Here is an 18,644-nt window from a genome sequence, read left to right on the forward strand (position 1 = left end):
TTTCGCTCCTGGGCAGTGGACGCCTACCCTGTTGCAGTGAGCGAATCAGGAGCGGAGCCGGTGGTCGACGACATCCGGCACAGTACTGCGACTGCTTTTCTGCAGGAAGAACGGCTGAAACTGTTCGCGTTCACGGTGGCAGAGAAGCGGGCCGAGTACCTCTGGGTGTTGCGCGCGTTCGACATCGCACGCGCCAACTACGTCGTGTTGCTGCACGCCGCCGATGTCGCGGACACACTGGCGAGGAATGCGCCGGAGAATCTTCGGCTCGGAGCGGCGGAGATCGCGCCCCTGCTCGAACAACTGCACGCGTGGGAACTACTCGAGCGGAGCTACGACGGATCTCGCGCGGCGACACTCGCGGAGTATCGGAACCGTCATTTCGTGTATCAGTTCAGCGGCGCCGGGTACAAGGCATTCCGCGCCGTCGAGGACGTGCTGGGCGCACGGCTCGACGACGCCTCTCTGTCCCGGCTCGTTCTGCCCGAACTTCTCGCCGACATGCACGAGCTCGCCGAGGCCAATCGGCAAGCGGACGGCGATCGCATCTACCGCAAGCTTAGCCGCCTGGACTCCACGCTGTCCGAAATGGCAACGCGCGCAGCACATTTCTACCTCGTTCTCGGCGACCTGGTGCGTACCACGGAAATCACCCCCGAGACGTTTCTGGTGCACAAGGATGCGCTGTTGACGCACATGCGCGAGTTCAGCTCGGATCTGACGCGGTACGCACCCAAGCTCGCCGAAGCCATCGCGGTGGTCGAGTCGACCGGAATATCGGAACTGATCCACCGGGCGGCGGTCAGCGACGAGCGCGTGTTCCTCACCGTCGAGGAACGCACGGCGGACTGGCGGGCACGGTGGTCCGGCCTGTCGCACTGGTTCGTCGCAGCAGACGCCGAGCTCAGCGAGTCCGAACGCCTCCGCGAGGGCACCATGAGCGCGATCGCGGCCGTGCTGTCGCTGCTCCGACGCGTCACGGAGACCCGGAAGGGCGGCGTCAGCCGTGAAAGTCAGCTCCGTCACCTGGCGGGATGGTTTGCGAACACGTCCAGCGAAGACAGTGCGCATGCCCTGTTCCACGCCGTGTTCGGGCTCGGCCGTCCGCGCCATCTGTCGATGGTGCACCCGGACGCCGACATCATCCCCACCTCCCGCTCCTGGTGGGAGGCACCACCGGTGGAGATCTCACGGACGCTGGCGGAGACCGGTCGGGCGCCGTCGCCCGGGCTTCCCGGCCGGGTGCAACGCAACGACGGCGGAATCAGGAGGCTCCGCGAGCAGCAACTCGAAGCCCAGCGAGTCCGCAGTGCAGCCGCACGTTCACTGGCGTCCGACGGCGTCTACGAACGGACCCTCGACGAGGAGGAAACCGAGGTGCTGCTCGGCCTACTGAACGCCGCACTGACCGCGCGAGTTCGGGTCAGTGGACGAACGTCGGGATCCACCGGATCCGACAGCGGGGTGAAGCTCACGTTGACCACATCCGAGACCTCGACCGTCGTGCGCACGGCGCGCGGCCGACTGCACCTGGACCGTCTGCAGCTGGACGTGGCCGAGGTGGCCGGTCGATGAGAGCACGTGAAATACCTTCTCTCGCACTCGATTCCTACCAGCGCGCCGCGAGAGTGGCATTGGCGAACCACCTGGTCACCCGAGACTATCCGGACCGCATCGCGCTGCCACTTCTGCGCAGGTGGGCGACGGAACTGCGCGAGGACCTTCTCGAACTCTTCGGGTATCGACTCGAGGTCACCGAGACGACGGCCCGCGTGTACCCGGTGATCGACTCGCTCGATCCGAGCCAACCCGCCCGCACGGCCTCGGACCGCATCTTCGATCGACGCCGATACGCCTACCTGGCACTGGCCATGGCCGCGTTGGGACGAGCAGGCAACCAGATCACTCTGTCCGAGCTCGCCGACCACGTCGCCGCCGAGGCCGGGCAGGTCGACGGCGTCGAGTTGGAAGCGGATCGAGCGTCCGACCGGGATGCGTTCGTCGACGCGGTCGGCTGGTTGGCAGCTCGCGGTGCCATCTCTCTCGCCGACGGGGACGCGTCGGGCTGGGCGAGCAATCCGTCCTCGGGCGAGGCGTTGTACGACATCGAGCGTTCGGTGGTCGTCGCGTTGTTCCGGCCGCCGCGAGCAGTGCAGCATCTGCGTTCGGTCACCGGCCTACTCGTGGGATCCGACTCCCCGGTCGACGAGGATTCGGACGACGACGCCGCGCGCCCCACGGATCCGAAAGAGACGTTGCGCAAGGTCAGACGCGCTCTGGTCGAACGCCCCGTCGTGTACTTCGAGGATCTGGATCAGGACGGACGCACCGCACTCGCGGCGGACAGAACCGTCGCCGACGTGGAACTGCTCACCGGCTTGGTGTCCGAACGCCGCGCCGAGGGTGTCACGCTGATCGACACCGCGGGCAGGATGTCCGACGTACGGTTCCCGAGTACCGGCACCATCGCCCAGGTCGCACTGCTCCTGGCCGGCGAGATATCCGACCGTGTCGTCGACCCGGACGCCGACGCCCTCGCACACCATGCGCTCGCGCACCACGCGATCGTCGCGGACGACGACTTGGTGACGCGGCTGGATGCGGCCATCCCCGGCGGCGGAATCTTCGACGACCTGGCCGAATTCGGGTCGCCGACGGGCCCTGTCCCCGATACCGGCACCCCACCGGCCACCTATCCGTTCGTGGAGAACAGTTGGCTCGCGCACACCGTCGCCGATCTGGTCGAACGTTTCGGCCGCACGTTCGCCGCCCAGTGGCAAGCCGACCCCGACGGCCTGCGTGAACGAGCGGTGCAGATGCTGCATCGACTTCGGTTGGTGCACATCATGTCCGGCGGAGTTCTCGTGCTTCCCGTCATCGCCCGGTATCGCGATGTGATGGTGAGCGTGCGAGACCGGGTACCGCAGGACTCCTTGTTCGACAGCCGTTCCACGGACACAGAAATCGAGGCGCAGTAGATGACCGCACACTCCGAGCGCTTCCGCCCGACGCGAGCAGGAATCGTCAACCTGTGGGACTACCGTGACCAGGAGTTCTCGTTCGCCGACGGGCGGCTCGTCCTCCGTGGTCCGAACGGTTCGGGTAAGACCAAAGCCCTCGAAGTTCTGTTCCCCTTCGTCCTCGACGGGCGCATCGAACCGCGCCGGCTCAACCCGTTCGCGGGTGAGGAACGGACGATGAAGTCCAACCTGCTCTATCGCGGTCAGGAGAGCGCGCACTCCTACGTCTGGATGGAGTTCTCGCGCGGCACTCACGAGGACCCGGAGTCGGTCACCGTCGGAATCGGAATGCGTGCCAGCAGACAGAACGACAAGGTCACTCGCTGGTACTTCGTCGCCGACGGTCGCGCCGGGGTGGATTTCTCGTTGCTGGGCTCCGACGACCGCCCGCTCACCAAGAAGCAACTCGTCGAGCAGTTGGGCACCGACGCTTTGGCCGATCGTCCCGTGGACTATCGGGCTGCTATCGACGCTCGCATGTTCGGACTCGGCGCGGAGCGGTACGACCAGCTGATCAATCTCATTCTGACGCTTCGCCGTCCGCAGCTCGCGAAGAACCTGGATCCGAAGGGGTTGTCGCAGGCGCTGACCGACGGGCTGCGTCCCCTCGACGATCAGTTGGTGCTCGAAGCTGCGCGCTCGTTCAGCGACATGGAAGAGGTCGGGCGGGCCCTCGAAGGTCTTGCCCAGGCGGACCAGGCGGCGAAGAATTTCGTCGGGGTCTACTCGAAGTATCTCCGTGTGCAGGCTCGCTCGGATGTCGAACAGGTCTCCCGCAGGCTCGAAGCGGTGACCCATGCGACAACGGCGCACTTCGCCGCAGCCGCACTGAAGGAACGTCGGTTGCAGGAGCGTCTGGCGGCGGAGAAGCGATTCGACGACGCCGAACGCGCCCTCGACCAGGCCCTTGCCGATCGCGAGACGCTGCAGCGTTCGAGCGCGTACGAGGGCAAGCAGCAACTCGACGACTTGGCGGAATCGGCTGCGAAACTGAAGGTCTCGGCCGCCCAACAGTCCGAGCGTGCACGGGGTGCGCAGGCCGAACTCGAGAAGCGCACCACCGAATCCGCGAGGGCGGACACTGCGCTGAAGGATGCGACGACAGCGCTCGCTCGCGCCGAGGAGGAGTTGCAGGCCGCTGCCGAGGACGCAGGTATCGCGTGGGCGTCGATGCCCGCGGGCGCGCGCACCGACCAGTTCAGCACCGCTGTGCGTGGTCACGCCGAGGAACGTGACGGCGACGTGCGCGCCGTGCGGGAAGCGCTCGGAACAGCGGAGAAGGCGAGCACCGAACGTGCGCGCGCGGACCGCAGTGCCACCAGGGCGCACGAGTTGCTGGACGCCGCACGCGCGGCCGTGACGGGAGCCGAGGCATCGGTGGAACTCGCACGGGCGCAGTACACGTCGGCGCTGCGGGCGTGGTGGTCCGAACATTCGTCCACCTACCAACTCGCCGGCATCACGTCGTCGGCGTTCGAGGCTCTCGATGCCGCCGTTCCGCGTATCGGCGAGGACGACGGGCCGAGCTTGGACACCGTGCTCGCCGACGCCTCGGCCGACGGACTCGATACCGTCCGGGCTCGGCGAACGCACGCACAGCTCGGTGCTGCCGCGCTGACCGAGGAACTGTCCTCGATGCGGGCCGAGCGGGACCTCGTCAGCGCCGAACACGACGACGCACCTCCACCCTTCGCGGCACGCACGTCCTCGCGTGACGGTCTGCTCGGTGCGCCGCTGTGGCAGCTCGTGCGGTTCGCCGAGGGCGTCGATCCGTCCGAGGCGGCAGGTGTCGAATCCGCACTGCAGGCCGCGAACCTGCTCGACGGCTGGGTCTCGCCGACAGCCGTCCCCGACTCGCTCGAGTCCGAGCAGTACCTCGTTCCCGCTCCCGTGGAGTCCCGCCCGACCGGTCCCACCTTGGTGGACGTCCTCGTTCCCGAGTCGGGGACGGACGTGCCGGAGGAACTGATTCGAGACATCCTGTCCTCGATCTCGTTGGGACTGGTCGACGGCGTGACGTGTGTCGGTGTCGACGGCCGGTTCCGTCAGGGACTTCAGCGGGGACGGCACCGGAAGCAGGACGCCGAGTACATCGGAGCGACGGCCCGCGCAGCCCGCCGCGGTACCCGTATCGCCGAGCTCGACAAATCCATCGCCGGTTCCGAGGCGTCGCTGAACGCCACCCGAGAAGAGGAACGCTCGGCCGCCGACCTTCTTCGCGGACTCGCCGCGGCAGCCAAGCAGCTGCCCAAGGCGTCGGCGATCATCAAGTCGCAGAAGGCCGTGACGGAATCCGCCGGGGCTTTGCGGACGTCACAGGCCGGGGCAGCTGCTGCGGACGCCGAACTCGACCAGGCCATCGCGGAACTGTCCGCCCGAGAAAAGCATCTACGTTCCACGGCGGTCGCGCACCGCACACCGCACACCGCGCGGGAGATCGACTCGCTGGCCGCGGCCATTCGACATTTCCAGAATCAAGGCGAGCTGGTCCTGCGCCGACGCGGTGACCGCGTGCGCGAGGCCGAACGCGGTCGCGAAGCGTTGAACAGGTTGGAGGAGCAGACCGGCCTGGCCGAGGAACTCGCGGAGGAAGCGGCCATCGCCGAGGAGAGTCATCTTCAACAGGTCCAGAAGCTGGAGATTCTCAGCGAGAAACTCGGGTCGACGGCCGTTTCGATCAACGCCGATCTGGAACGTGCGCGCGAGAAGATCGAGGCGTGCAAGGTCGAGCAGCGCGCCGCCCGCAAGGCCGACAAGGACGCAGGCGAGGCCATCGGTAAGGCCGAGGGTGCGTGCAACACCGCACAGGAGAGTCTGCGCGCTGCACTCACCGAAGGAATCGACGACGCCAAGCGTCTCGCTCCCTACGCACGCAAGGACCTGCTCGCCATTCTCGGTGTGCACGATCCGTACGCGTGGCCGTCGAGCGACTCCGCGTGGCTCGGCGTCGAGCAGATCCTCTACCGCATCCAGCATGCGGCGGCGCCGGACGACGACTTCCAGGTGCTCCCGGTCGCAGTCGCCGGACTGCACGCGGCGCTCGACGAGGCCACGGCATCGGTGAAAGCCGGTGAGTCCTACCGCAAGAGCACGCGCACGTCGCTGACGACCGCGCTGCAGGAGTTCGACTCGCAGCTCGCGTTGTCCGGTCAGGACTACCGACTTCAGTGGGACGCCCCGGACGGGTTGACAGTGGTTCGCGTCCAGGACGAACAGGGCTACTCCTCGATCGGCGACTTCGCCGACCGCATCGGCGACGCACGATCCAACCAGGAGACGCTCCTCACCGAGCACGAACGCAGGATCCTCGAGGATGCTCTCCTGACCGGGCTTGCACAGCAGATCCACGAACGCACCGTCGACGCTCGTGAGCTCATCGGACAGATGGCCAGTGAGATGAAGCAGCGAAAGATGTCCTCCGGCAACACCATCGGTGTGCATTGGGTTCTGGCGGACAATCTCGACGACGGTGCCCGCGAGATCTCCAAGCTGCTCGACCGGGACGCGTCGGCATTGAGCTCGGACGACCTCGCGAAGATGCGCGCGCACTTCGCATCCGAGATCAGAATTGCCCGAGCTGCGCATCCCGAGCGCTCGTATCCCGAGATCCTGGCATCGACGCTGGATTACCGACGCTGGCGTGTGTTCTCGTTCAGTCTGATTCGAGGCGACGGCACCGAGGATCGGCTCACCGTCGCCAAGCACAGTGCGTTGTCCGGAGGCGAACAGTCGGTGTCGCTTCACCTGCCGTTGTTCGCCGCAGCGCATGTGATGCTGTCCTCCGCGGATCCTCACTGCCCACGGCTGCTGGCGCTCGACGAAGCGTTCGCAGGCGTCGACGACAACGGTCGCAGCGAGTTGCTCGGCCTGAGCGTTCAGTTCGATCTCGACCTGTTCATGACCGGATTCGACCTCTGGATCACCTACGCCGACGTGCCGGGCTGTGCGCACTACGACCTGGCGCATTCAGCGGCCGAGAACACCGTCAGCGCAGCATTGATGGTGTGGGCGAACGGCGAGCTGCTCCAGGAACACGACGGAGGTGACCTGGCGTCCGCACTCGGGTCGCCGCTGACGAGGCGCGTTCCGACCCGAGCGGAAGGTGGGCTCGACTTTGTCCGATGATCACGGCGCCGGGTGGCGCGGCACACCGGAACTCGACGTGCTGTTGGCCGCTGCACGCAAGAAGCTGGAGTCCAACTGGCTGAAGGTCGAGGGCAGCGTCACCGTACAGCTCGATGCCGCGCCGGACCTGTCGAGGCTCATGAGCGCAGTGAACGGATCGTCGTCTCAACTGAGCCGAGCGAGGTCGTCACGACTCGATCTTGCCCGGTTCGACGCCTGGCTCGGCCACTCCGTCAACGGCGGTGTCGGATTGCTGGACACACTGCGAGAGCGTGCACCGCTGCAGGACAAGAAGCGCATCGCCGCGGACAAGGCCGACGTCAAGGCGCGGGCGCTCGACAACGCTCGCTCGCTGCTCGCGACAACCGATCACGGCGAGTGGTTGGATCGCTGGCTCTCGTCTCTGTTGAATCAGGACGGAACCCTCGGCGGCCGCGTTGCCGTCGATGCTCTGGCTGTCGCGACCAAGGTCCTCGCAGTGCTTCCCGCGGACGGTCTTTCCTTGACGGAAGTGGCCGAGCTGGCCTGCGGCGACACGAAGGCTCTCTCGTCCGGCGGTGCACCCAAGCTGGTCCTGGAAGCGTTGTCTCTCAAGGAGGGTATTCCGCGGCCGGTCGATCCTGTCGGCATTCGTCTGCTGTGGGAAACCGCGGGCGTCTCGGTCGATGCACTGTCCAGCCGTGTCGTCGTGCTGGGGTATCGGGTCTCCGAGGACCACGTGGTGGCCCGGTGGTCGAACGAAGCCGCGGACGCGGGCATTCCCTTTCCTCTGACGCTCGACATGATCACTCGGGGACCACTGACCAACACCGCGGACCGAATCTTCGTGTGCGAGAACATCGCCGTGATCGCCGCTGCAGCGCGAACATTGGGTGGTGAGTCCGGGGCGATCGTCTGTACCGACGGGCAACCGTCCGCTGCGGTGCACAAACTGCTCGCCGGGCGCCGGTCGGGGACCGAGATCCACTGGCGCAACGACTTCGACTGGGCAGGGTTGCGCATGACCGGTCGCGCTGTCGCCCGCTACGACGCCGTCCCCTGGCGGATGGACCTGCAGTCCTACGAGCAGGCGCTGGATGCGAGAAACTCGGAGCCCCTCAAAGGTTTTCCCGCGGAGAGCCCGTGGGACCCCGAATTGGCACACGCGATGCACCGGTCCGGCCGGGCAGTGATGGAGGAACGGACCATCCCCGATCTTCTGCGCGACCTGAGCTGAGCCGAGCGTCCCCGACAAGAACGGCCGGAGGGCTCAGCGCAACGAAACCCCGAGCAATGCATCGACTGCGTCCGCGAATGCAGCCGGAGCGGACGTGTCCGCTCCCCCGCGTTCCACGGCAAAGCTCGCCCAGGCGTCGAGCGCGTCGAGCGCCTTGGGGGTATCGAGGTCGTCGGCGATGTGCTGACGCAGCCGAACGATGACATCGTCTGCGCTCGTGGCAGATTCGAGAGCGGCCGCCGCGCGCCACAACGCGAGACGAGTTGTCGCACGCCCCAGCACCTCGTCCGTCCAGGCCCTGTCCTGCCGGTAGTGACCGGACAGCAGGCCGAGGCGGATTGCCGCCGGGTCGACGCCGGCGAGACGCAGTTTGGACACGAACACGAGATTGCCGCGGCTCTTGGACATCTTCTCACCGTCCAGACCGATCATGCCGGTGTGCACGTAGTGCCGGGCGAACCGACCGCCTCCGACGGCTGCTTCACCGTGCGCGGCCGAGAACTCGTGGTGCGGGAAGATCAGATCGCTTCCACCGCCCTGGATGTCGAAACCGGTCCCGATGCGGTTCAGTGCGATTGCGGCGCACTCGATGTGCCATCCCGGACGTCCAGGTCCGAACGGGGACGGCCAGAACGGCTCGCCTTCGCGGTGGGCGCGCCACAACAGAGCGTCGAGCGGGTCACGCTTGCCCACACGGTCCGGGTCGCCGCCACGTTCGGCGAAGAATCGGTCCATCGTTGCCCGGTCGTAGCCCGACTCGTATCCGAACTCCGTGGTCGCGTCTGCTCGGAAGTAGACGTCGGGGAACTCGGAATCGTCCACGACGTACGCCGCACCCGAAGCCACCAGCTTCTCCACCAACTCGATGACCTCGTCGATGGACTCGACGGCTCCGATGTAGTCGCGGGGCGGAAGAACCCTGAGCGCCTCCATGTCCTCACGGAAGAGCTGAATCTCGCGGGTGCCCAGGTCGATCCAGTTCTCACCGTCTCGGTCCGCACGCTCGAACAGCGGATCGTCCACGTCGGTCACGTTCTGGACGTAGTGCACGTCGTGTCCGGCGTCCCGCCAGATGCGGTTCACCAGATCGAATGTGAGATACGTCGCGGCGTGCCCGAGGTGTGTGGCATCGTACGGGGTGATTCCACAGACGTACATCTTTGCTTCGGAACCCGGTGTGACCGGCCGGACCTGACGATCCGCCGTGTCGTACAACCGAAGCGGCGGCCCCTGACCAGGGATCGACGGTACGGCAGTATCGGACCAAGATTGCATGCGTACAAGCCTATCCGAGACGGATTGGAGCGCGGGCAGGGCGTCAGAAGGCCGGCCAGGGTATCGGCCTGCTCGAGCGCGGCTCCGGCATGACCGGGTCGGCCACCAACGCGCACGCGCGGGCCAGCAGAGCATCGACCTCGGCCTCGGTGATCTTCCCGCGAATGCGGGGTTCCACCGCGTCGGCGAAGGTGTCGACGAAGGTCACCACGTCGGCCATCAACGCGTCGTCGACGGTTGTGCCCGCCCAACCCCACAGCACGGTCCGCAGTTTGTCCTCCGAGTGCAGGCAGATTCCGTGGTCGACGCCGTAGACATAACCGTCGAGTCCTTCGAGCGCGTGACCGCCCTTGCGGTCCGCGTTGTTGAGCAGTACGTCCAGAACGGCCATCCGCTGGAGGCGAGGGTCGTCCGCGTGAATCAACGCGACCTCCTCCCCCTCACCGTCGTATGCCTGCAGCACCGGTATCCACCCGGACGGGACCAGATCGGGCCTGCAGATGTCGATCAGATCCACTCGGTCGCCCCGGTCTCCGTGCGGTTCGGGGGTGTCGATCCAGCGTTGCACCATGCCGGGCCCGAAGGGACCGTCCCGCAGCACGGTCGGGGGCACGACGTCCCAGCCGAGGGCGTCGGATATCTCGAACGAGGCGACCTCGCGTCCGGCGAGGGTCCCGTCGGGGAAGTCCCACAACGGAACTTCGCCACGAATCGGCTTGTAGACGCACCGCACGGGTTCACCGCCCGCAGCGTCGGCTGCGTCGCACACCAATGTCGCGTTGCTGGCCGTGACGACCCGTCCGACGACGGTGAGCTCGCCGACGGTCATGGACTGCAGGCCATCGAACGGCGGCCGAGTGTCGGTCAAAGCTCGTCACCGAGTTCCGACGCGGATCCGAAGGTGGCGTCGCGTCGGTACCCGTTCGTCCGGATGCAGATGTGGCCCTCCTGCGTGAGTGGTTGTCCGCACAGGGGGCACGGAGCACGTCCGGCGGCGATCACGCGCTCGGATCGAAGGGCGAATTCTCGCGCCTGCACCGGAGTGAGAAACACGCGGACGGCGTCGGGACCGTCCTCGGTGTCGTCGAGCACGACGGACTCGTCGATCTCCGATTCGCTCACGGCGAGGAGTTCCACGACGACAGCGCCTGCATCCGCATCCCACCCCAGTCCCATGGTCCCGACTCGGAACTCGGTGTCGATCGGTGTCAGGAGCGGGCTGGTGTCCCCGACCTCGGTTTCCTCGGGCGGGATCTCGGCGCCGAAACGACGATGCACTTCGTCGAGCAGCAATCCCATACGGTCCGCCAGGACCTGCACCTGCTGCTTCTCCAGTGCAACGGACACCACGCGGTGCTCGTGCACGGCCTGAAGAAAGAACGATCGGTCGCCCGGTTCACCCACGGTTCCGGCGACGAATCGATCAGGGGTGCGGAAAACATGTATTGCGCGTGGCATTGCACCTCCTGCGTCTAGATATTGTCGACAATCCTGTCTCGTGATTCTTCACCGACGAAGGATCACAGCTCTCCATTATCCGCCCCTGCGGGCAGTGCCCATTATCCGCCGCCGAGGGGGCGAAGACCCCGAACCTCTCCGCCGCCGAGGGGGCGAAGACCCCGAACCTCTCCGCTATCGAGGGGGCGAAGACCCCGAACCTATCCGCCACTGTGGGCCGCGGGCCCGGAGCCGCCACCGGGGACAGCATCGGAATCCGACGGCGAACCGGCTGCGGACTCGGCGTGCGGCGCCTTCTCGGCCGCGACGACGAGGCCCGACAGATCGGCTCCCGTGTCGTTGGTTCGAAGGACGAAAGCACGGGTCTCGGTGTACCGGATGACGCTGATCGACGCCGGATCGGCCACGATGCGCTGAAACGCGTCGAGGTGGCAGCCGACCGCGTCCGCCAGGATCGACTTGATGACGTCGCCGTGGGAGCACGCCACCCACAGCACGTCGCGCCCGTACTCGGCGGCGAGCCTGCGGTCGTGTTCACGCACCGCCGTCACCGCCCGTGCCTGGACCTGAGCCAAACCCTCACCGCCGGGGAACACCGCCGCCGACGGATGCTGCTGCACCACCTTCCAGAGCGGCTCGGCGAGCAGTTCCTTGATGCTGCGGCCGGTCCACGTGCCGTAATCGACTTCTTCGAGACGGTCGTCCACGACCGCAGTCAGGCCTCTGCGCTCGAGCAGCGGCTCGACAGTCTGCGCGCACCGCTGCAACGGAGAGCGAACGACCTCTTCGACGGGTAGTCCGCCAAGACGTTCGGCGAGGCGCTGCGCTTGCTCGCGCCCCTTGTCGTCCAGGTCGATCCCGGGTGACCTACCCGCAAGCGTTCCTGCGGTGTTGGAAGTCGAGCGGCCGTGCCGCAACAAGATCACCGTCATGGCACCACACTAGTATCCGTCGGCGAGCCGTCAGGTCGCGGAGACGACGCCCGCCGACAACAACGCCATGACACCGACGCCGAGCACGATGCGGTAACCGACGAACCAGTACAGCGAATGGTTCGCCACGAACTTCAGCAACCACGCGATCGATGCGTACCCCAGCGCGAACGCGATGATCGTCGCCACCACCAACTGCGCACCCGACGCGTTCAGTCCTTCCCCGGCCGGCTCGAACGCGTCGGGCAGCGAGAACAGGCCGGATGCGGTGACGGCGGGGATCGCCAGCAGGAACGAGAATCGTACGGCGGCCTCGCGCTCCAGACCGAGGAACAACCCGGCGCTGGTCGTTGCTCCGGAACGCGACACGCCCGGGATGAGCGCGAGGCACTGAGCGGCACCCATGACGAGACCGTCACGCGTGGTGATCTTCTCGATGGGGCGACGCTTGGTGCCGACGTACTCGGCCACCGCGATGACGATCGCGAACACGATGAGCATGGTGGCGATGAGCCACAGGTTTCGAGCGCCGGTCCGAATCTGGTCCTTGAACAGAATGCCGAGGACACCGATGGGAACGGTCGCGATGATCACGTACCAGCCGAGCCGGTAATCGAGATCTCGCTTCGCCTTGTCCAGCAACCCGGCGAACCAGGCTTTCACGATGCGGACGATGTCGCGCCAGAAGAAGAGGAGCACCGCAGCTTCCGTGCCGAGCTGGCTCACGGCGGTGAACGACGCGCCTGCATCGTCGCCGAAGAACACCTCCGACACGATCCTCAGGTGCCCCGACGACGAGATCGGGAGGAACTCGGTCAGCCCCTGGACAGCTCCGAGAATGATCGCCTGCAACCAGGTCATAGACTCGCCGATCACTGGCGCACCCCCGCACGACCCGATTCCCCGAGCACGTCGAAACCTGGGCCCTCTACACATTTCACGGCCACGACGGTACCCGGCAGCGCACTGCCGCACAGGCCGACACACGCGGACGACCCGCGGCAGGCTCGCATCGACGGTGCGGGCGCACTACTGTGCTCATCTGGCGCCGGACACAACGTGAGGAATCTCGAGAACACCATGAAGCAGAGATCTGTCGGATCCAGTGGCCTGCGCGTGTCCCGACTCGGTCTCGGAACTCTCGGCTGGGGTAGCGGAACGGACGGCGACGACGCCGCCGCGCAGTTGTCGGCATTCGCCGAGGCCGGTGGAACACTCGTCGACTCGTCTCCGTCCTACGGCGAAGGCCGCGCCCAACGCGTACTCGCCGAGGTACTCGACGACGTCGTCCCGCGGCGCGAACTGATCGTGAGCAGCGCAGCGGGAGTGATCACCACCGGTGGGCGCTACCGCGTCGACTGCTCTCGCCGATCGTTGCTCGACCAACTCGACAACACGCTGCGCGAACTCGGCACCGAGTACCTGGACCTGTGGCAGGTCGGCGCCTGGGACGAGCACACCCCCGTCGACGAGATCGCCTCGACGTTGGACTATGCGGTGACGAGCGGCAAGGTGCGGTACGTCGGCGCACGCGGCTACCTCGGTTGGCAGTTGGCGACGGCGGCGGGCGCGGCAGACGCAGGACGAATCGTCGCGACGCAGGCCGAGTACTCGCTGCTCGCACGCGGGATCGAGGACGAACTCCTGCCCGCCGCGCAGCACCACGGTGTCGGAGTGCTGGCAGCGATTCCGCTCGCCGGCGGTGTACTGACCGGAAAGTACAGCCACGGCACACCTGCCGATTCACGCGGCGCCGACGACGCCTACGCCGAGTCGATCGCCGGGTACCTGACCGACAGCGCCGCCAACGTCGTCGAAGCCGCAGTCACCGCTGCAAGTGGCTTGAAGACATCCCCGCTCACCGTGGCCCTAGCCTGGGCGCGCGACCGGCCAGGGGTGGCGTCGGCGATCGTCGGTGCACGTGATCTCGCTCAGCTCACCGGCATCCTGGTCGTCGAGGACCTGGAACTCCCTCGCGCCATCACGTCCGCACTCGACGACGTCAGCAGCTGAGTCAACTCAGGCTAACCTTGTCTGCGTGAACTTCTCGTCGACACTGCAACGCTCTTCGCGTCGCTCGGCTGTGGTTGCTGTCGTGGCGGCTACCGTGTTGGCCTCGGTTGCGTGCTCCGCCCCCGACCAGCAGACGCACTCCGGGGCGGATTCCATCGGCCCGCGCACCGCCGTGATCGCCGACCCCGATCCGGAACCCGTCGATTCCCGGCAGCAGCCGACCCTGCCGGTGACGGTCCGCGGTTTCGACGGAACAGACGTCACGATCACCGACGCCAGCCGCATCGTCGCAGCCGATCAATACGGAACGCTCACCACCACGGTCTACGCGCTCGGACTCGGCGACAACCTCGTCGGTCGGGACACGTCCGCAGAATTTCCGGCCGTCGCCGATGTCACCGACGTCACGCCGAACGGCCATTCGCTCAGCGCCGAATCCATCCTCGCGCTCGCCCCGACGGTAGTGCTCACCGACACCAGTGTCGGCCCACGCGGAGTGCAGGATCAGCTCCGCGCCGCCGGGATCCCCGTCGTCTTCTTCGATCCGACCCGAACGATGAACACGGTCGGGGACCAGATCGTCTCCGTCGCGAACGCTCTGGGGGTGCCCGAGCGCGGATCAGTTCTCGCGCAGCGCACCGAGGCCGAGATCGCCGAGGCATCGTCGAGTGCACCCACCGACGGCGAACCGGTGAAGATCGCGTTCCTCTACATGCGCGGTCCGGCGATCAAGATGCTCGCCGGGCCCGGGTCCGGAGCCGATGCGCTCATCGCCGGCCTGGGCGCGGAAGACGCGGGCACCGCATCGGGTCTCACCGAACAGTTCGTCCCGATCACCAGCGAAGCCCTCATCGCCGCCGCACCGGACGTCATCCTCATGATGACCGGTGGACTCGACTCGATCGGTGGGATCGACGGCCTCGAGCAGGTACCCGGCATCGCACAGACACCGGCAGGGCAGTCCCAGCGCGTCGTCGACATGGCCGACGGCGTCGTTCTCAGCTTCGGCCCCAACACCGGCAAGGTTCTGAGTGCGCTGGCCGAGGCCGTCTACGCGCCCGCTTGATGGACACATCGACTGCAGCCGTGCCGACACCTGCTCGGCTCCGCACCACCGTCGTCTTCGCCGTTCTGGCGATCCTCGCCGTCGGACTCGCCGTGTATTCGGCGTGCGTCGGCCAGGTTCCGACGACGCCACTCGAAGTGATGGGCAGCGTCCTGCATCGAATCGGCCTCGACGTCGGACCCATGCCTGCCCACCCCAGCGGGGAAGTCACCCTGTGGCAGGTTCGCTTTCCACGCATCGTTCTCGGTGCCGTCGTCGGCGCCTGTCTCGGCACGGCCGGTGCACTGTTGCAGGGAGTGTTCGCCAATCCGCTCGCCGAACCAGGAGTGATCGGCGTGTCCTCGGGCGCAGCTGTCGGAGCGTCCTCCGTGTTCGTGCTCGGAGGAGCGTTCGCCGGGGTGTGGTCGGTCGCCACCGCCGCATTCCTCGGCGGTCTGATCACGACGGTGCTCGTCTACGTACTGGCCCGAGGCGGTGGACGGACGGAAGTCGTCACGCTGATCCTCACCGGCGTTGCCATCAATGCGTTCGCCGGCGGTCTCATCGCGTTCTTCACCTTCGTCGCCTCACCGGCAGCACGCGATCAGATCGTCTTCTGGCAACTCGGATCACTCTCGGGCGCCACCTGGCAGGCCGTCGGCGTGGTGGCGCCGCTCGCCGTCGTCGGAATCGGGGCGTCCGTCGCCCTGTCACGACGACTGGACCTGCTCGCACTCGGGGAGAACGTCGCCCGGCACCTCGGTGTGAACGTGGAACGGCTGCGACAGACCGCCATCGTCATCGTGGCCGTACTGGTCGCCTCCGGCGTCGCGTTCACCGGAATCATCCTGTTCGTCGGCCTCGTCGTCCCGCACCTGATGCGTATGCTTCTCGGTCCGGCTCACCGAACCTTGGTTCCGGCGAGCGCGCTGTGCGGTGCCGTCGTTCTCCTGGCGTCGGATCTCCTCGCACGAACGCTCGTCGACAACGTGGACATGCCCCTCGGCATGATCACGTCACTGATCGGCGCACCGTTCTTCTTCTGGATGCTGCGTAGAACTCGCGCCGAGCAAGGCGGATGGGCATGACGCTGTTTCGACGGAACCGAGACCTTCCCGACGACGTGACGGCCGGAACCGTGACCATGAGCACCGCCGGGGTCACCGCCGTCCGTTCCGGTCGGGAAGTACTCCGAGGCGTCGACGTCGATGTCGTCGCCGGCGAAGTTCTGACACTTGTCGGGCCGAACGGCGCAGGCAAATCCACACTGCTGGCCGTACTCACCGGCGAACTCCGACCTGCCGCAGGCTCGGTCGAACTGCACGGACGACCGCTCGCGCACTGGTCGGACCTCGACGCCGCGAGACGCCGTTCGGTGCTCCCTCAGCAGCACACCGTCGGGTTCTCCTTCACCGCGCATCAGGTCGTCCGCATGGGCAGGGCGCCGTGGGCGGGCACGGACGAGGCGGAGAACGACGATGCGGCGGTCGCCCTCGCCATGAAGCACTGCGACGTCACGGAATTCGCGGATCGACCGTTCGCCGGTCTGTCCGGCGGCGAGCGTGCCCGAGTCTCACTGGCGCGAGTGCTGGCGCAGAGAACCTCGACGCTGCTGCTCGACGAACCGACCGCCGCGCTGGACATCGGCCATCAGGAAACCGTCATGTCCGTGGCACGAGATCGAGCTCGCCGCGGAGACGCAGTCGTCGTGGTCCTGCACGATCTCGCCCTGGCAGCCGCCTACTCCGACAGAATCGCGATCCTCGACCGCGGCGCTCTGGTCGCGGTCGGTTCTCCGCGGTCGACTCTGAACGAGGAGCTTCTGACCCGCGTGTACGGCCACCGCGTGGAGGTGTTCGACCATCCACGTACCGGCGGACTGCTGGTACTGCCCGTTCGCGGCGATCGAGCGAAAGGTTCGCAGCGAGCCGGTTTCTAGATGGACGCCATCACCGAGCCGACACGGCCGAGAAAGGATCGGACGGCCGAGGATTCCTTGGCGTCCGCGCCGAGCGAATCGGCGGAGCCGACCGCATCTCTGACCGCAGCCACGATGCTTCGCTCGTCGGTCAGATCGATCTCCGTGACCGACTGCTCCGCGACAGCCGTCACGTCGGAGCGGTCCGGAACCGGCGACGGAAGATCCGCGCGATAGATCTCCAGGTACAGCGTTCTCTTGTACACGCGAAACGCGAAGGGCCTGTTGTCCTCGGTGCTGCCGAACCCGCTTGCCTGAGCTCCGGTGCTGACCTGCTCCACCTGGAACGTCGCGACACTCGACGCGTCACTGTCGTGTTCGGTCGCCAACTCCACTCCTCGTATTTTCGACGGTCCTGGCTCTTGACGGTCCTGGCCTTCGACTGAACAGGGTGCCGAATCACGGTACCGCCGATGTGTGCATGCCCGGTCACCGGAGGTCCGGCGAACACCGGTCATCGATCATCAGGCAAGGTGAACGGGTGCACCGACGGTGCTGACAGCGCCCCGAGAGAAGGATTTGCGGATCGATGAACGTTCGACACACCCCGTGGCATCTATTCGCCGCGGCCGCATCCGCATGTCTGCTGGTGGCCGGATGCTCGGACTCCGGCTCCGGCTCGTCGGACGAACCGGATGCGGTCGACCTCGAACCCCTCACCGGCATAACGTCGCCCGACACATCGGTTCCCCCGAGCGGCTCGGTCGTTCCCTCCCCCTCCGGACTGCATTCCACCACATTCGAACCGGTGACGCGCAGCATCGTCGCGCTCGACGATGCTCGCACCGCCCTGACGGTCTTCGACGCCGACGACGCGGCCGCACCGCCGCGGTCGGTCCCGCTTCCCGGTGCGGCAGCCGACGTCGTTCCCGGCGTCGACGGCACCCTGCTTCTTCCGATGAACGGAAGCCTCGCCGAGGTCGATCTCCGCAGCTCCGGGGTTCGAAACGTGGACACCGGCGGAAACCTTCTCAGCGCGGCCACTCTCTCGGACGGCACTGTCGTCGCCGGTGACGACAGTGGCAGCATTCATATCGTCGACTTCGGTGCGAATCGGTCACAGTCCATCGGCGGGCTGACCTCCGTCGACGCACTTGCGTCCACCGAACACGGGCTGGCCGCCCTCGACCGCCACCAGACTTCGCTGACTCAGGTGAACGTCGACGACGAATCCCTCGGTCTGGCCCTCAGGGCGGGCACAGGCGCCGCACGCCTCGACACGGACGAGTACGGCCGGATCCTCGTCACGGACGCCGCAGGCGGCGAACTGCTGGTGTACTCGTCCGACGACCTTCTTCTTCGGCAACGTTTTCCGGTCGGTGCGCAGCCGTGGGCAGTCACCTACGATGACAAGTCCGACACAGTGTGGGTCACCACTCCCGCGGACAACGAGGTGGTCGGCTACACCCTCGACACAGGAATTCCCGTCGAGTCCGGCAGGTTCTCCACGGTGAGGCAGCCGGACTCGATCACGGTCGACCCGGATTCGGGTGCGCTCTACGTCGGGTCGGCCACCGGAGGCGGTCTACAACGGATCGACACCGCCGAACGGGGCTGAGCACTCGCAACGCTCACAGCAGGT

15 protein-coding genes are annotated in these 18,644 nt (G+C 66.6%); 9 read left to right on the top strand and 6 right to left on the bottom strand.

Going from position 1 to position 18,644, the window contains the following annotated elements:
* Positions 1–114 precede the first annotated feature (114 nt).
* Genes H292_RS0100260 through H292_RS0100275 form a run of 4 tightly spaced genes read left to right on the top strand, consistent with a single transcriptional unit; the run spans position 115 to position 8,361 of the window.
* On the top strand, positions 115–1,575 hold the full coding sequence (locus tag H292_RS0100260) for a TIGR02677 family protein (protein WP_027498511.1): 1,461 nt from the start codon (positions 115–117) through the stop codon (positions 1,573–1,575).
* Positions 1,572–2,978: a TIGR02678 family protein gene (locus tag H292_RS0100265; protein ID WP_026347988.1), complete on the top strand. Its 1,407-nt coding sequence runs from the start codon at positions 1,572–1,574 to the stop codon at positions 2,976–2,978. The genes H292_RS0100260 and H292_RS0100265 overlap by 4 nt, the downstream gene beginning before the upstream one ends.
* Positions 2,979–7,145, top strand: a complete 4,167-nt coding sequence (locus tag H292_RS0100270; protein WP_020110081.1) for a TIGR02680 family protein — start codon at positions 2,979–2,981, stop codon at positions 7,143–7,145.
* A complete protein-coding gene (locus H292_RS0100275; RefSeq protein ID WP_230621017.1) occupies positions 7,135–8,361 on the top strand; it encodes a DUF2399 domain-containing protein in 1,227 nt (408 codons plus the stop codon). The genes H292_RS0100270 and H292_RS0100275 overlap by 11 nt, the downstream gene beginning before the upstream one ends.
* A 33-nt stretch (positions 8,362–8,394) precedes the next feature.
* Here the strand turns inward: H292_RS0100275 and mshC are convergent, their stop codons facing one another.
* The 5 genes from mshC to H292_RS0100300 all read right to left on the bottom strand — a co-directional run bounded on the left by mshC (position 8,395) and on the right by H292_RS0100300 (position 12,899).
* A complete protein-coding gene (mshC, locus tag H292_RS0100280; RefSeq protein WP_026347989.1) occupies positions 8,395–9,636 on the bottom strand; it encodes a cysteine--1-D-myo-inosityl 2-amino-2-deoxy-alpha-D-glucopyranoside ligase in 1,242 nt (413 codons plus the stop codon).
* Positions 9,637–9,679: 43 nt separating this feature from the next.
* Positions 9,680–10,465 (bottom strand): SCO1664 family protein, encoded by a 786-nt coding sequence (locus H292_RS0100285; protein ID WP_170947581.1) that lies wholly within the window; start codon positions 10,463–10,465, stop codon positions 9,680–9,682.
* 35 nt (positions 10,466–10,500) lie between these two features.
* On the bottom strand, positions 10,501–11,094 hold the full coding sequence (locus H292_RS0100290) for a DUF3090 domain-containing protein (protein WP_026347991.1): 594 nt from the start codon (positions 11,092–11,094) through the stop codon (positions 10,501–10,503).
* Positions 11,095–11,294: 200 nt separating this feature from the next.
* Positions 11,295–12,026, bottom strand: coding sequence for a histidine phosphatase family protein (locus H292_RS0100295; RefSeq protein ID WP_019666293.1), 732 nt, complete (start codon positions 12,024–12,026; stop codon positions 11,295–11,297).
* Between the two features lie 30 nt (positions 12,027–12,056).
* Positions 12,057–12,899: an undecaprenyl-diphosphate phosphatase gene (locus H292_RS0100300; RefSeq protein WP_170947582.1), complete on the bottom strand. Its 843-nt coding sequence runs from the start codon at positions 12,897–12,899 to the stop codon at positions 12,057–12,059.
* Positions 12,900–13,106: 207 nt separating this feature from the next.
* On the opposite strand from H292_RS0100300, the gene H292_RS0100305 reads away from it, so the two are divergent.
* From H292_RS0100305 to H292_RS26640, 4 genes are all read left to right on the top strand, one after another.
* On the top strand, positions 13,107–14,039 hold the full coding sequence (locus tag H292_RS0100305; protein WP_019666295.1) for an aldo/keto reductase: 933 nt from the start codon (positions 13,107–13,109) through the stop codon (positions 14,037–14,039).
* Positions 14,040–14,136: 97 nt separating this feature from the next.
* On the top strand, positions 14,137–15,105 hold the full coding sequence (locus H292_RS0100310) for a heme/hemin ABC transporter substrate-binding protein (protein ID WP_230595727.1): 969 nt from the start codon (positions 14,137–14,139) through the stop codon (positions 15,103–15,105).
* Positions 15,105–16,172 (top strand): FecCD family ABC transporter permease, encoded by a 1,068-nt coding sequence (locus tag H292_RS0100315; RefSeq protein WP_019666297.1) that lies wholly within the window; start codon positions 15,105–15,107, stop codon positions 16,170–16,172. Before H292_RS0100310 ends, H292_RS0100315 begins: the two co-directional genes overlap by 1 nt.
* Positions 16,163–17,023, top strand: a complete 861-nt coding sequence (locus H292_RS26640) for a heme ABC transporter ATP-binding protein (protein WP_020110082.1) — start codon at positions 16,163–16,165, stop codon at positions 17,021–17,023. The genes H292_RS0100315 and H292_RS26640 overlap by 10 nt, the downstream gene beginning before the upstream one ends.
* Here the strand turns inward: H292_RS26640 and H292_RS0100325 are convergent.
* Positions 17,020–17,397 carry a hypothetical protein gene (locus H292_RS0100325; RefSeq protein WP_020110083.1) on the bottom strand — a complete coding sequence of 126 codons (378 nt, stop codon included), beginning with the start codon at positions 17,395–17,397 and terminating at the stop codon, positions 17,020–17,022. The two genes, H292_RS26640 and H292_RS0100325, sit on opposite strands and share 4 nt — an antisense overlap.
* Positions 17,398–17,591: 194 nt before the next feature.
* Between H292_RS0100325 and H292_RS0100330 the strand changes: the two genes are divergently transcribed.
* Entirely contained in the window at positions 17,592–18,620 is a 1,029-nt protein-coding gene (locus H292_RS0100330; RefSeq protein ID WP_020110084.1) for a YncE family protein, read from the top strand.
* Positions 18,621–18,644 lie beyond the last annotated feature (24 nt).

The organism is Rhodococcus sp. 114MFTsu3.1 (assembly GCF_000383555.1).
Taxonomy (GTDB): Bacteria; Actinomycetota; Actinomycetes; order Mycobacteriales; family Mycobacteriaceae; genus Rhodococcoides; species Rhodococcoides fascians_E.

Coding starts and splice junctions, on each gene's coding strand:
- H292_RS0100265 (WP_026347988.1), top strand. CDS start 1,572: ATGAGAGCACGTGAAATACCTTCTCTCGCACTCGATTCCTACCAGCGC.
- H292_RS0100270 (WP_020110081.1), top strand. CDS start 2,979: ATGACCGCACACTCCGAGCGCTTCCGCCCGACGCGAGCAGGAATCGTC.
- mshC (WP_026347989.1), bottom strand. CDS start 9,636: ATGCAATCTTGGTCCGATACTGCCGTACCGTCGATCCCTGGTCAGGGG.
- H292_RS0100285 (WP_170947581.1), bottom strand. CDS start 10,465: ATGACCGTCGGCGAGCTCACCGTCGTCGGACGGGTCGTCACGGCCAGC.
- H292_RS0100290 (WP_026347991.1), bottom strand. CDS start 11,094: ATGCCACGCGCAATACATGTTTTCCGCACCCCTGATCGATTCGTCGCC.
- H292_RS0100295 (WP_019666293.1), bottom strand. CDS start 12,026: ATGACGGTGATCTTGTTGCGGCACGGCCGCTCGACTTCCAACACCGCA.
- H292_RS0100305 (WP_019666295.1), top strand. CDS start 13,107: ATGAAGCAGAGATCTGTCGGATCCAGTGGCCTGCGCGTGTCCCGACTC.
- H292_RS0100315 (WP_019666297.1), top strand. CDS start 15,105: ATGGACACATCGACTGCAGCCGTGCCGACACCTGCTCGGCTCCGCACC.
- H292_RS26640 (WP_020110082.1), top strand. CDS start 16,163: ATGGGCATGACGCTGTTTCGACGGAACCGAGACCTTCCCGACGACGTG.
- H292_RS0100330 (WP_020110084.1), top strand. CDS start 17,592: ATGAACGTTCGACACACCCCGTGGCATCTATTCGCCGCGGCCGCATCC.